14 protein-coding genes are annotated in these 13,450 nt (G+C 57.7%); 8 read left to right on the top strand and 6 right to left on the bottom strand.

Annotated features, from left to right (window positions below; genetic code table 11):
* Positions 1-456: 456 nt before the first annotated feature.
* From ABLV30_RS22265 to ABLV30_RS22285, 5 genes are read left to right on the top strand one after another with little or no spacing between them, the layout of a single operon-like run.
* Positions 457-1,008 carry a spore coat U domain-containing protein gene (locus ABLV30_RS22265; protein ID WP_032694913.1) on the top strand — a complete coding sequence of 184 codons (552 nt, stop codon included), beginning with the start codon at positions 457-459 and terminating at the stop codon, positions 1,006-1,008.
* Between the two features lie 22 nt (positions 1,009-1,030).
* Positions 1,031-1,549: a spore coat U domain-containing protein gene (locus ABLV30_RS22270; protein WP_004852079.1), complete on the top strand. Its 519-nt coding sequence runs from the start codon at positions 1,031-1,033 to the stop codon at positions 1,547-1,549.
* An 18-nt stretch (positions 1,550-1,567) separates the two neighbouring features.
* Complete coding sequence (locus ABLV30_RS22275) at positions 1,568-2,332, top strand: fimbria/pilus periplasmic chaperone (protein WP_025106133.1); 765 nt, start codon at positions 1,568-1,570, stop codon at positions 2,330-2,332.
* Between the two features lie 2 nt (positions 2,333-2,334).
* Entirely contained in the window at positions 2,335-4,665 is a 2,331-nt protein-coding gene (locus tag ABLV30_RS22280) for a fimbria/pilus outer membrane usher protein (protein WP_047723554.1), read from the top strand.
* Positions 4,666-4,679: 14 nt separating this feature from the next.
* Positions 4,680-5,639: a spore coat protein U domain-containing protein gene (locus tag ABLV30_RS22285; RefSeq protein WP_046878049.1), complete on the top strand. Its 960-nt coding sequence runs from the start codon at positions 4,680-4,682 to the stop codon at positions 5,637-5,639.
* A 384-nt stretch (positions 5,640-6,023) separates the two neighbouring features.
* Here the strand turns inward: ABLV30_RS22285 and ABLV30_RS22290 are convergent, their stop codons facing one another.
* The 3 genes from ABLV30_RS22290 to yobA are packed head-to-tail and all read right to left on the bottom strand — an operon-like array spanning position 6,024 to position 7,627.
* On the bottom strand, positions 6,024-6,362 hold the full coding sequence (locus ABLV30_RS22290) for a YebY family protein (RefSeq protein WP_004103344.1): 339 nt from the start codon (positions 6,360-6,362) through the stop codon (positions 6,024-6,026).
* A 16-nt stretch (positions 6,363-6,378) separates the two neighbouring features.
* Positions 6,379-7,248: a copper homeostasis membrane protein CopD gene (gene copD / locus ABLV30_RS22295; protein ID WP_025106130.1), complete on the bottom strand. Its 870-nt coding sequence runs from the start codon at positions 7,246-7,248 to the stop codon at positions 6,379-6,381.
* Positions 7,249-7,252: 4 nt separating this feature from the next.
* Positions 7,253-7,627, bottom strand: coding sequence for a CopC domain-containing protein YobA (gene yobA, locus ABLV30_RS22300; protein ID WP_014229838.1), 375 nt, complete (start codon positions 7,625-7,627; stop codon positions 7,253-7,255).
* A gap of 135 nt (positions 7,628-7,762) precedes the next feature.
* On the opposite strand from yobA, the gene ABLV30_RS22305 reads away from it, so the two are divergent.
* Entirely contained in the window at positions 7,763-7,993 is a 231-nt protein-coding gene (locus tag ABLV30_RS22305) for a DNA polymerase III subunit theta (RefSeq protein ID WP_004103351.1), read from the top strand.
* A 78-nt stretch (positions 7,994-8,071) separates the two neighbouring features.
* Positions 8,072-8,731 (top strand): exodeoxyribonuclease X, encoded by a 660-nt coding sequence (gene exoX, locus ABLV30_RS22310; protein WP_014229839.1) that lies wholly within the window; start codon positions 8,072-8,074, stop codon positions 8,729-8,731.
* Positions 8,732-8,737: 6 nt separating this feature from the next.
* Here the strand turns inward: exoX and ptrB are convergent, their stop codons facing one another.
* The 3 genes from ptrB to ABLV30_RS22325 form a co-directional block, all read right to left on the bottom strand.
* Positions 8,738-10,798, bottom strand: a complete 2,061-nt coding sequence (gene ptrB, locus ABLV30_RS22315; protein WP_033836507.1) for an oligopeptidase B — start codon at positions 10,796-10,798, stop codon at positions 8,738-8,740.
* Between the two features lie 133 nt (positions 10,799-10,931).
* Positions 10,932-11,612, bottom strand: a complete 681-nt coding sequence (locus ABLV30_RS22320) for a DUF533 domain-containing protein (protein ID WP_265800164.1) — start codon at positions 11,610-11,612, stop codon at positions 10,932-10,934.
* A 144-nt stretch (positions 11,613-11,756) separates the two neighbouring features.
* A complete protein-coding gene (locus ABLV30_RS22325) occupies positions 11,757-12,116 on the bottom strand; it encodes a YebG family protein (RefSeq protein ID WP_025106127.1) in 360 nt (119 codons plus the stop codon).
* A gap of 135 nt (positions 12,117-12,251) precedes the next feature.
* Here ABLV30_RS22325 and purT point away from each other — a divergent pair, with 135 nt between their 5' ends.
* Positions 12,252-13,430 carry a formate-dependent phosphoribosylglycinamide formyltransferase gene (gene purT, locus ABLV30_RS22330; RefSeq protein ID WP_004852102.1) on the top strand — a complete coding sequence of 393 codons (1,179 nt, stop codon included), beginning with the start codon at positions 12,252-12,254 and terminating at the stop codon, positions 13,428-13,430.
* The last annotated feature ends 20 nt before the right edge of the window (positions 13,431-13,450 follow it).

Here is a 13,450-nt window from a genome sequence, read left to right on the forward strand (position 1 = left end):
TGTCATACAAATGTGTATACTGGGTCACTTCCGATGTTGGCCCGTAAAGTTCACCTGCACTATGGGCCTGATTTTGTGCAGGTGTTTTCTCCTCGCCCTTGCTCAACGGCGCCTCCAGTGTCTATACCCGCCTTTTTGTCCAGATTTTTTGTTGCAAACTTTGCGCCAGATTGTGATTTAAGAAAAAATCGCCCTATTTCCACGCCCCTTCAAAACACAATTAAAAAACATAACACCAACAATTAATTAACAAAAAGAGTTTTCATCCATATAAAAGGCATAAATGCAGAATAAAAATCCAATAAAAAACACATAACCAGCCATAAATACAAAATTACACATATCTTGCAGGAGTAGTTATACGTTAACCAACAAAACCGCGGCACTTAATCGGTGACCAACGTCTATCGCTACATTGTTGTTTTTCTTCAGCGGCTTTCCACTAAGAGGTTCTCTATGAACGTCACAACGATCTCGCGCAGTCTCCTGGGCGGCTTACTGAGCGCCATAGTTATTCTTCAACCGGCTTCTGCAGCGGGAACCTTAAGCGGCCAGATTGGCGTTCAGGTGACGCTCGGCAGCGGATGCAGCGTATCGAATGTCCGCAATGGCGAAAACAACCGCTGGGGCAACATTAATTTCGGCTCCTATGGCGATTTAGCCAACTCCATTGATGCGGAGATCACCGGCAGCGGCGGCGGAAACGCCCTAACCGTGACCTGCACCGAGGATCTTGCCTCGACCCTGACGCTTGACGGCGGCCAGTCTGGCGATGCTGCGCTGCGCTATATGAAAAACGCCGGTGGCACCCAGCAGATTGCCTATCGGCTCTATTCGGATGCCGCCCGCAATAACGAAATCCTGCCTGGCGGCACAATACCTATCGTTGGCACAGGGAATCCACAGGCGATTCCTGTTTTTGCCCGCATTCGCCCTGAAGACCAGAGCGTCAACGCGCCGACAGCCGATGTGTATGACGACATTGTTACCGCGACCTTAGCCTGGTAACCGCATAAGGAAAATGGGCGTCATGCTTCGACCAGAGTGGCTTACATTACTTCTGCTTTTTACCTCGGGCGCCCATGCCGCCGTTGCCCAAAAGACGTTCAAAGTCTCCGCGCAGATAACCGCAGGCTGCGCGCTGGGCGCCGGGGACGGCTCCCAAACGACGGACTTCGGCACGCTGAATTTTGGCACCCTGTCATCGCTTTACAGCAACGTGGATGTCGCGAGTACCGCCGGCGCAGGTTCCATCATCGTGACCTGCACGCCCGGCACCGCTATTTCAATCGCCCTCGACTATGGCGTCAACGGCGGCTCAGCCACTCAGCGCTACATGTCGAACGGCAACAGCAGCACGCTGGCGTACCAGCTTTATCAGGACGCCAACCGCGCTAACGTTTGGGGCAGCAGTACGCTGGCCCTGAGCGTTGCATCCTTTCCGAGCACCACGCAAACCTACACGGTTTATGGCCGCCTTTTTGCCACGAATGGCTTCCCGGCGGTGGGCTCCTATACCGACACGGTCACCGTCACGCTGACCTATTAGATAATTCACAGGTTAACTATGATTCGCTGTAGATTTGCGCCGTTTATATTCGCTTTATTGCTTCCCTCATCCGCGCTGGCCGCCAGCTCCGTTCTGGTATGGCCGATATTTCAAACGATCGAAAGCCACGAAACAGGGTCTGAACTGTGGCTGGAGAATCGCGGCAGCGCGCCGGTTAATTTGCAGCTGCGCGTGTTTGCCTGGGATCAAAAAGCGTCAGCGGACGTCTACGCCGATCAGCGGGATGTTGTCGCCAGCCCGCCTTTTACCACGGTAGCGCCGGGGCAGCGCCAGCTGGTGCGGCTCATGCGCGTCGCCCCCATCGCAAACGGCAAAGAGCAGTCCTATCGCATTGTTATCGATGAGATCCCTGCCGCGCAACCCGCGGCGCAGACGGAACAGAACGCCGCCGGGCTGAAAATGCGCATGCGCTATGTCCTGCCGCTGTTTACCTATGGGCAGGGCGTCACGCCGCTAAAGAACGCGGGTTCAGTCGAACCGGTAAGGGCCACGCTGCGCTGGTCGCTCTCGCAGCAAAATAACCGCCAGACGCTGTGCATCGAAAACAGAGGCAATCAGCACGCGCGCCTCAGCGCGGTTTACTGGGCGAACGCGAGCGGCAAGGGGCGCATTCCCCAGGCTAATGGTCTTCTCGGCTACGTTCTGGCGCAGAAAAAGAGCTGTTTCCCGAGCGCCGGAAACGCTTCCGTGCCGTCAGGAATGCATCTGTTCGCGAAATTAACGGATAACGGTCAGGCGGTGGAAATTCCGGCGAATCGTTAAAAATGAGAGATCTGAAAAGGACGGCGTCCGGGGGGCTGCTGGCGATGGCGTCGGTAACGGCCTGCGCCGCGACCTATGATTCCCTGCCTGCGCCTGCGGCATCCTACGGCGAAAAGCAGGAATACGAGCTGTACCTCAGCGTATCGGTCAACGGCAATATTCTTGCCGGCGCCGTTCCGGTAAAGGTCAACGCTGGCCACTACTGGATCGCGGCCAGCGTGTTGCAGCAAGCGCATATTCCCCTGCAAACCGGCGACGCGCTGGTTGATGTGACGACGCTACCCTCGGTGAAAGTGGAATATGACCAGCCGGGTCAGATCCTCAAGCTCCAGGTTCCGGACAAATGGCTCCCCGAGCAGCACATAGGGGGGACTACGGAACAACCTGGCCAGACCGCGATAAGCAGCCCGGGAATTTTATTTAACTACGACGCTTACAGCCTCTTTTCATCCGGCGGTTCGCAAACCACCAGCACCTTCACCGAAACGCGCCTTTTCGGCCCGCCGGGCGTCCTTTCCAATAACGCCGTGATTCGGCAAAACTGGTCTTCGACGGGCTACGAGCAGCAGGGCTATATGCGCTACGACACCCTGTGGAAGTACAGCGATAGCGACCAAATGATTAGCTACCAGGCCGGGGACGTGGTCAGTAACGCCCTGACGTGGAGCAGTTCCGTGCGCATGGGGGGGCTACGCCTGAGCCGCAACTTCAGCGTTCGCCCGGATCTGGTGACATATCCGCTGCTTAACTTATCCGGCAGCGCGGCGGTTCCTTCAAGCGTCGATCTGTTTATTAACGGCTATAAGAGCAGCTCTGCGCAAATCAATGGCGGCCCCTATACGCTGACCAACGTTCCCTGGATCAGCGGCGCCGGCGAAGCCACCGTAGTGACCACCGACGCTCTGGGTCGCCAGGTCTCCACCAGCATCCCTTTTTATGTCTCCAATACCCTGCTGCGGGAAGGACTGAGCGATTTTGATTTCACCCTCGGCGCCCTGCGCAACAACTACGGTATCAGGAGTGCCGATTATGGCGCCGGCGCGGTAAGCGCTATTTATCGCTACGGATTCAACAACTGGCTCACGCTTTCTACGCATACCGAAGACCGCGAAGGGTTAACCAATGCCGGCATTGGCAGCGATATCGGCGTGGGGAATCTGGGCACCCTCAGCCTGTCGGGCAGCGCCAGCCGTGGCGAGGGAGACGGAAACCAGTTCACCTCGGGTTACTCTTACTATGGCAGTAGCTGGGGAGTGAGCTATCAACATATCCGCCGCAGCGCCGGCTACGACAACCTCAGCACCTATGGGTCTACCGCCACGCTCAGCCGTCAGTCAGACCAGGCCACGCTGAGCCTGAGTCCGTGGGGACGAACCCTCGGTTCTTTTAGCATTGGCTACTTTGATATCAAAGCCGAGGATAATTCGCGCACCCGGCTGCTGAACCTCTCCTGGAGCCGCGGCCTGTGGCTCAGCAGCAGCCTCAGCCTGAGCGTCAACCGCGATCTGCAGGAAGGTAGCTACGCCAGCATGCTGCAGGTCATCATCCCTTTCGATTCGCAAACCTCCGTCCAGCTAAGCGGCCAGCGCGCCAGCGCCGGACAATGGGGAGAAAATATCAGCGTCAGCCGCTCTGCTCCTGCAGAAGGCGGGCTGGGCTGGAACCTCGCCCATTCGATCGGCGGCGATAACTATAGTCAGGCGGATCTGACCTGGATCAACCGCGTGTCAACGCTGAGCGGAGGCTACTACGGGTCGCGCGACGATCGTCACAGCTGGTTTGAGGCCGCGGGCTCGGTGGTGCTGATGGATAACAGTCTGTTTTTCGCCCGGCAAATTAACGACGCCTTTATCGTCGTCTCCACCGGCAACTACCCGAATATTGCGGTGAATTATGAAAATCGCAAAGTCGGCGTGACCGATAAAAATGGTCATCTGCTGATCCCGTGGGCGACGGCGTGGTATCCGGGGAAAGTCACTCTCGATACGCTACCGCTGCCAACGGACACCGAAGCTCTGACGGTGGAGAAACGCATCGCCGTGCGCGAAGGCAGCGGAGCGCTGGTCGATTTCCCGGTGAACCGCGTGCGCTCGGCAACCCTCGTCTTCGTCGATGCCAGGGGGCAACCGCTGCCGGTCGGTACGCCGGTCGAGGAGGTTAACAGCAAGCAGCGCGGCCTGGTGGGCTATGACGGCGTGGTCTGGTTCTCGCACCTTGGACGCCACAACGAAGTCAAAATAAACGCCGGAGAGCTTCGATGCAGCGTCCAGTTCGAACTTCCGTCCTCAACGCCGGTTCCGCAGCGGATAGGTCCGGTCAGCTGCCCCTCTTAACAACGGAGATAACGTTGAAAAGTATTATCCTCGTATTCGCGATGCTCTTAGCGCTCGGGCAAGCCAGCACCGCGCTGGCCGCCTGCAGTATCAAAACCAGTGCGCCAGCGATCGGCCCGGTCGATTCCTTTGCGCTCAACAGCGCGCCTCAGGGCGTGATGGCCGGCGCGGGGTTTTACTGCACCCCGGAACTGGTGGCGCTGAACTCAACCAATACGTTAAGCGCCACTCTGGCGTCGGCCAACAAGAGCAACGGCGTTCCGCGGCTGCTTAATGGCGCGGGCGATGCCATCCCTTATAGCGTCTGTTCTGACGCCTCGTGCTCGCCGGCCTATCAGGACGGCGGCGTGATTAGCTGGTCCAGAACAACGCTGCTCGAACTGCTGGGTTTATTTAACTCAAGCGATGGCACCATGCCGCTCTACTTCAGAACCACGCCGGGAGCCAACGTCCCCGCCGGTACCTATACCGATGTGTTAACCATCACCTGGGTGTACCGATTCTGCTACGTCGGGCTCGATCTGCTGGGCATTAAGATATGTATTCCGAATAACGGAACCCTGACCTCGACGGTCAACGTGTCGGTGAAGGTGACCAATGTTTGCTATATCGACAGCGCGCCGGACGTCGAATTTGCCTCTGCCGCCCTTCCGTCCGGTTTTAGCCAGTACAGCGGCCAGCTTGCCATCCGCTGCACTAAAAACGCGGCCTACACCGTCAACCTCGCCAGCACTAACGCCAGCGTCGGCGACTGGCGGCAGATGAGCCAGCCCATTGCGAACCAACCAACCGCCTGGCTGCAGTATCAGTTTTACCAGCCCAACGGCAGCGCCTGGACGGAAAGCAACAATCTCAGCGTAACCGGCTCCGGCGCCGCGCAGTCCGCGAACTACACCCTCAAGATTAACCCGACCCAGAGCAACCAGCCTGCGGGAACCTACAGCGATACCGTACTGGTGACCGTGAGCTACTAAAACGTTAGCAGACGATTTTTTGTAAAAGAAATGTTTAGGAAATTATTGTTGTGGTATAAGAAAAAAGCCCCGAAAAAAGCGACTGGGGTTTTGCAATGGAATCTGCGGTTTGTGAAAAACAGATAAAAAGAGACCGAACACGATTCCTGTATTCGGTCCAGGGAAATGGCTCTTGGGAGAGAGCCGTGCGCTAAAAGTTGGCATTAATGCAGGCTAAGTCGCCTTGCCTTATAAGAATAGTTTACCGTGTCAGGTTTTCCAGTCCGCGACAAAAGTGGACGAATAATTCGTATCAAAATTGCTGATGCCAACAAAAAACCGCCACGCCCGGTATCGGGGGATGGCGGTTTTTTTCATGTAAATACAGCGGGATGCAGGCGGCGATCAGCAGAGCTTCTGCGCGCGCTCAATAAAGGGCGCCAGGCTCATTTTTTGTCCCGGCTGCTGCGGATCGTCAATCTGGATCACAGAAATCGGCTGCGCGTTGGTTTTACCGTCTTTCATCTGCTGTTCGGCGATGTCGTTTAGCGGGTACTGCACCAGGGTACTGGGATTAATGGCGAACAGCGCGTTGCCCGGACGGCAGGTCAGCATCACCTCTTCGCGGTTAAACGCCCAGCTCTCCTTACCCACCTCAAAGCGGCTTACGGTAATCACCTGCGGTGCCGCCAGCGCAGCGCCAGAACTTGCCAGTAACAACATTGTCAGAACGATTTTTTTCATGATTTAACCAGTTTATTCAGAAAGGTTCCCAGGTGGCAAACAGGCTGACGGCAAATAGCGCCAGCGCCCCCAGCGCAATTTCTATCTGCGTGGTGCGCACGATGAGCTGCTCCGCTCGCGTTCCGCCTGCCGACATGCGTGGCACCAGAACATACCGGTTCACCAGCGCAATTGCCACCATTGCCGCCACCAGCGCACATTTGAACAACAGCATACGCCCCCAGGGCGAGGTGCTGATAAGTCCACCCTGGATCAGCAGCGCATTTACCACGCCGCTGGCGATGGCGCCGGCAACCGCCAGATGCCCGTAGCGCGAAAAACGCATCATGGTGCAGATGGCCGCCTGCCGCCAGCGACCGTGCGCCAGGCGAAGACAGTAGATAAACGGCAGCAGACCGCCAAACCAGCTGGCCACGCAAAACAGATGAAGCGCATGGTTGGTTCGCTGCACTATCCCCAGCCAGCCATCGTTCATTGCGGCATGCCCGACGCCGGCCAGCAGCAGCAGCTGAGCGCAAAACAGCACCAGCAGCAAACGTCCCGGTCGCCGGGGCTTCAGCCAGACCACCGCCAGCGCCACAAAGGCGAGTAAAATTTGCCATACCCACACGCCGCCAAACTGCGTCCCGGCCACCGCCTGCCAGATAGCCGGCTGCCAGACGTCCGGCCAGCCGTTGCCCATCAAGCCGCCCTGCGCCATCAGCATCAGCAGCGCCGACAGCGCGCTTGCTGATAATAAATAGCGCATCAGCGGATAGAAGCGCTGCATCATCAAACGACGTAAGGCCACCGGCGCCCACCATGCGCCGTAGAGGACGCAGCCGAAAGCGACGATCAGCGAAATGAAATGGATAAAGCGTAAGCTGACATAGACTCCACTCAGCATCGGCTTACTTCACGGTAAAGGTGTATTGCCCTTTCGTCTTGTGGCCATCAACGGAGACCACGTGCCAGTTAACGGTATATTCGCCCGGCGTCAACGCCTGCTCAACCGGTACCGTCAGCTGAGCCTTATTGCTGTCGCTGCGGACGGGTTTACCGAGGGTGATGGTCTTCTGCTGCGGCCCGGTGAGGGTTACGCCGCTAAACTGCGTTTCGATGCCTTCGGAGAAGTTCAGGGTCAGCGCCTGCGGTGAAGCGTTCACCACGGTATTGGCCGCCGGAAGCTGTTGTTGTAGATGGGCGTGGGCCGATGCGCCTGCTGCGGTCAGGCAACCGGCGAGAAACAGAGACAGACGCAGCGCGCGCCCGGCGATGATTGGCATAGTTGTCATTCCTTTTTGTTATGTATGTAGCACAGAGAATAACCCTGTATAATGGCGCAGTCGAGCTAAGCGTCTGAGACTTGCCTTTTTGCCGCGTGCTTAGTACTTTTTGCGGCGTTATCAGAGGAGAAACCGATGGAAAAGAACCTGGCTAAACTATCCCAGGAGGAGATGGACAAAGTGAATGTCGATCTCGCCGCGGCGGGCGTCGCGTTTAAAGAACGCTACAATATGCCGGTGGTGGCTGACTTAGTCGAAAGAGAACAGCCCGAGCATCTGCGCGGCTGGTTTCGCGAACGTCTGATCGCCCATCGACTGGCCTCCGTTTCGCTCTCTCGCCTGCCCTATGAACCGAAACAGAAATAATTCCCGTCCCCTGCGGACATCCACGTTGGCAAGACCCGCGCATTCTATTACGCTGGTTTCTTTGGCCTGGAGCGAGCCATGCTGCGCGTAATCGATACAGAAACCTGCGGATTGCAGGGAGGCATTGTTGAAATCGCCTCGGTAGATATTGTCGACGGACACATCACCAATCCCATGAGCCACCTGGTTCGCCCCGACCGGCCTATCAGCCCGCAGGCGATGGCGATTCACCATATCACCGAAGAGATGGTCGCCGATAAGCCGTGGATCGAGGAGATTGTGCCGCTGTATATGGGCAGTCCGTGGTATGTCGCCCATAACGCCAGCTTTGACCGCCGGGTGTTGCCGGAAATGCAGGGCGAGTGGATCTGCACGATGAAGCTGGCGCGCCGCCTGTGGCCAGGCATCAAGTACAGCAATATGGGGCTGTATAAATCGCGCAAGCTCAGCGTCGCGACGCCACCGGGACTGCATCATCACCGGGCGCTGTACGATTGCTATATCACCGCGGCCCTGCTGCTCGATATCATCAACACCTCCGGCTGGACGCCTGAGGAGATGGCGACCATTACCGGCCGCCCGGCGCTGCTCTCCACCTTTACCTTCGGCAAATACCGCGGCAAGCCGGTCTCGGAAGTGGCGGAAAACGATCCTGGCTATTTACGCTGGCTGTTTAATAACCTGGATCGCATGAGCCCCGAGCTGCGCCTGACGCTGAAGCACTATCTCGGGGAGTAATCGGCGCTATACCTCCGCCTGGCCCGGCAGCGTCCCCTGCGCCAGGCCAATCAGAAACGCATACTCCAGCGCCACGCCTTCATAGCTTTTGAAGCGGCCGGATTTACCGCCGTGGCCGGAATCCATATCGGTACACAGCAGCAGCAGGTTATCGTCGGTTTTCAGCTCGCGCAGTTTTGCCACCCATTTTGCCGGCTCCCAGTATTGTACCTGCGAATCATGCAGGCCCGTGGTGACCAGCAAATGCGGATACGCCTGAGCCTGCACGCCGTCGTACGGGCTGTAGCTTTTCATATAGCGGTAATAGGCTTCATCCTGCGGATTCCCCCACTCTTCAAACTCGCCGGTGGTCAGCGGAATCGACTCATCGAGCATGGTGGTGAGGACATCGACAAAGGGAACCTGGGCCACCACGCCGTGGAAGAGCTCCGGCCGCTGGTTCACTGCAACGCCCATCAGCATACCGCCGGCGCTGCCGCCCATGCCGTAGCAAAAACGCGGATCGCCGTAGCCCTGCGCCAGCAGCGCATCGCAGACGTCGAGATAATCGTTGAAGGTATTTTTCTTGCACAAAAACTTACCGTCTTCGTACCACTGCTGTCCCAGCTCGCCGCCGCCGCGAATATGGGCGATAGCGAACACAAAGCCGCGGTCGAGCAGGCTCAGGCGGCTGGCGCTGAAATCCGCATCCATGCTTGCGCCGTAGGAGCCGTAGCCGTACACCAGCAGAGGGCTGGCGCCCTTGCGGAAATGTTCATGACGGTAGACCAGCGAGACCGGGACTTCGACGCCGTCGCGGGCGTTGATCCACAGATGCTCGCTGCGGTAGTGGCTGGCATCGAACCCTTTGACTTCCTGCTGTTTCAGCACCCGCCGCTCGCCGGTATTCATATCCAGCTCAAACAGCGTATCCGGCGTCGTCATAGAGGAGTAGCCGTAGCGCAGGCGGGCGGTTTCCGGCTCCGGATTATAGGCAAGCCAGGTCACATAGGCCGGATCGTCAAAGGCAATGCCCTGGGACTCTCTTGTCTTACGATTGATCTGACGCAGGCTGGTCAGCCCGCGCTGGCGCTCTTCCACAACCAGCCAGTCGGTAAACAGGGTAAATCCTTCCAGCATGACTTCGTGACGCGGCGCGATCAGGGTCTCCCACTGCTGCTCATCGCGCAGGGTAGTACGATAAAGGCCGAAGTTCTTACCCTCACGGTTAGAGCGCAGATAGAAAGCGTGCTGATAGTGATCGAGGCTATATTCATGATCTTTACGCCGCGGTAGAAAACAGACCGGCTCGGCGTCGGTCATTTCCGCATTGAGCAGCAGCACTTCGCTGGTGGTCGCGCTGGCCAGATAGATCACCACAAACTGCTGGGAAGTCGTCTTGTGCACGCTGACGTAAAAAGTATCGTCCTGCTCTTCATACACCAGAACATCCGCACTGGCCGGCGTCCCCAGACGGTGGCGCCAGACCTGATACGGCAGCAGCGTGGTGGGATGTTTACGCACGTACCACAGGGTCTGCGAATCGTTACTCCAGGCAAAATCAGGCGAGACGTTCTCCAGCACTTCCGCAAATTGCCGGTCGTCGTTTAAGGGAAAGAAGCGCAGGCTATACTGGCGTCGGGAGAGATAGTCTTCCGCCACCGCCATCAGGCTGTTGTCGGGCGAAACGCCTAATCCGCCGAGGGTATAGAATTCGCTGCCGGCCGCACGCTGGTTGCCGTCAAGCAGGACGTCCCATTCATCCCACTCCTCTTTGACTACCGGCTGGCGTTGATAAATCGCGTACTCGCAGCCCGGCTCGTAGACCTGACGGTAACGATAGCCATTTTTGCTGTAGGGGGCTGACACTTCGCGCTGCGGAATACGGTCGATAATCTCCTTGAGTACCCTGTCCTGCAGGCTACTTTGCGAAGACATCACTTTTTTGCCGTACTCATTTTCCTGGCGCAGATAATCCAGCACTTCCGCCTGCGAGCGATCGTCATCGCGCAGCCAGTAGTAATTATCGATTCGCGTGTCGCCATGTAATGTCATGGCATGGGGGATCCGTTTCGCTTTTGGTGGCATCTGCTTATTCTTCTGCGGCTTGTATTGAGTACTAAAATTTTCAGGCTGCTTCAAAGCAGCCTGAAGGGTGACGTGACTACACAATATATAAGGGTGGCAAAAGTCGCCAGCGATGCAAGCGAAACGTGCGGATTTAGAGCGTTACGGCCTGTTTTTGCGCCTGAATATCCCTTTCGATATCTTCACGCGCTTCCTGCGGGAGCTTCAGCGCTTCGCCGAGGGCGTTCAGATAGCTGCGTTCCATAAAGTGGTCAATATCAATGACCGCGCAGCTGATATAGTAAACTTCAAGCGCCTCTTGCTCGCTGCTGATACCCTGCGCCAGGCTCTGCGGGTCGAGGGGCTGCGCCAGCGCCCGGTCAATTAACACCCGGCCCTGGACGTCGACGTTTGCCGCACGCAGCTGCTCTTCGATATTTGCCCGCTCGCGTTCGTCAATATGTCCATCGCTTTTGGCGGCGAAGACCAGCGCCATAATCAGCCGTTCGCTGCGGGCGTCGAGTTCGGCCGGTGCGGGAGATGGCGCCTGTGCGGGCGCGACATCAGCCGATGCCTGCTGCGCGCTGGCGCGCATCTTCTGCTGATATTTATTCCATAAAACGCTGCCCGCAACCGCGCCGCCGCCGACCAGCAGCGCACCGGTGCCGTATTTGGCTAACAGCTTGCGCGATGATTTGCTGGCGACCAGCAGCCCGGCCAGCCCGCCGAGCGCGCCCGGCAGGAGTAAATTTTTGCCGCTTGATTGATCGTCAGATGAAGAAGACCGTCCCTGCTGACCCAGCAGAGACTGCAGTTGATTAAGCCAGTTAGCCATACATTTCCTCGTTGCGCGATAAGCGATACCATCAGCCTAAACGACGCGACGTCAGGAAACGTTATCGGCAGCTAAAGATGAGCAAATGTCGCGCCGGGAAGCGCGGGAGCCTGCCGCCAGAAGCGCTGGCGGCGGCAGCGTAGCTCAGGCCGCTTTCGCTTTGCGCGGCTTCGCCGGCGCCGGGGCTTCAGATTCGACGACGTCGTCGGTCTTGTCGCCCTCTTCTGCTTCTGCGCGATCGGCTGGCGCCTCGGCGGCGCCCTCGGCTTCCGGCAGCTTACCGGAGCGCAAAATATGGTTGAGGGTGTCTTTACGTTCGGCCAGCCACATCGCCATGCTATCGCGCTGCTCTTCATCGAGCGTTAGCGGGCATTCAACCAGCCAGTCGTTCAGTACTTCCGCCAGATCGAGCATTTTGTCATAAGCATCGGCCTCTTTTTTGCTGGCAAAAGACATTTTTTCCTCACCTTCGCGAATCACTACATATTTAATTTCAACCGCCATGATGCAGCCTCTCAGTACTGTACTTTTATACAGTATATCAAATTTCTTCCCCGAACTCAAATGACGCGCATAAAGACATGCGCAAACGTTTTCGTTTATAATGCGGCGCATGTTTTTTTACTGCGGAAGAGAGTTATGACTGTATTAGGTACGGCGCTGCGCCCGGCGGCAACAAAGGTAATGCTGTTAGGTTCCGGCGAACTGGGTAAAGAAGTGGCCATTGAATGCCAGCGCCTGGGAATTGAGACCATCGCCGTCGATCGTTACCCTGACGCTCCGGCCATGCAGGTCGCACACCGTTCGCACGTCATCAATATGCTGCACGGCGAAACGCTGCAGGCACTGATTGAGCAGGAAAAGCCTGACTTTATCGTGCCGGAAATCGAGGCCATCGCCACCGATACACTGGTCGCGCTGGAGCAGGCCGGGCAGAAAGTCGTCCCCACCGCGCGCGCGGCAAAGCTCACCATGAATCGCGAAGGGATCCGCCGCCTGGCCGCTGAAGAGCTGAAGCTGCCGACCTCCGCCTACCGTTTTGCCGACAGCGAACCCGCCTTCCGCGAAGCCGTCGCCGGGATAGGCCTGCCGTGCATCGTCAAGCCGGTAATGAGCTCATCGGGTAAAGGCCAGAGCTTTATTCGTTCCAGCGAACAGCTGGCTGACGCCTGGCAGTATGCGCAGCAGGGCGGCCGCGCCGGAGCCGGACGCGTTATCGTTGAAGGCGTGGTGAATTTTGATTTCGAGATTACCCTTCTCACCGTCAGCGCCGCGGATGGCGTACACTTCTGCGCGCCGGTCGGTCATCGCCAGGAAGATGGCGACTATCGTGAATCCTGGCAGCCGCAGCAGATGAGCGCGCTGGCGCTGGAACGCGCGCAGGAAATCGCCCGTCAAGTGGTGCTGGCGCTGGGCGGCTACGGCCTGTTCGGCGTCGAACTGTTCGTCTGCGGCGACGAGGTGATTTTTAGCGAAGTCTCGCCGCGCCCGCACGACACCGGTATGGTCACGCTGATTTCACAGGACTTATCCGAGTTCGCCCTGCACGTTCGCGCCTTCCTCGGCCTGCCGATTGGCGCGATTCGCCAGTACGGCCCGGCGGCCTCGGCGGTGATCCTGCCGCAGCTAACCAGCCAGAACGTCACTTTCAGCAATATTCAGGCCGCGGTCGGCGCGGGACTGCAGCTGCGTCTGTTCGGCAAGCCGGAAATTGACGGTTCGCGTCGTCTGGGCGTGACGCTGGCGATAGCCGATAACGTTGAGGAAGCGGTTGCGCGCGCCAAAGCGGCGGCGTCAGCGGTCGTGGTCGCAGGATAAAAAAAAGCCCGGTCGCAGAC

The sequence above is a fragment of the Klebsiella sp. CN_Kp113 genome, assembly GCF_040064585.1.
Lineage (GTDB): Bacteria > Pseudomonadota > Gammaproteobacteria > Enterobacterales > Enterobacteriaceae > Klebsiella > Klebsiella michiganensis.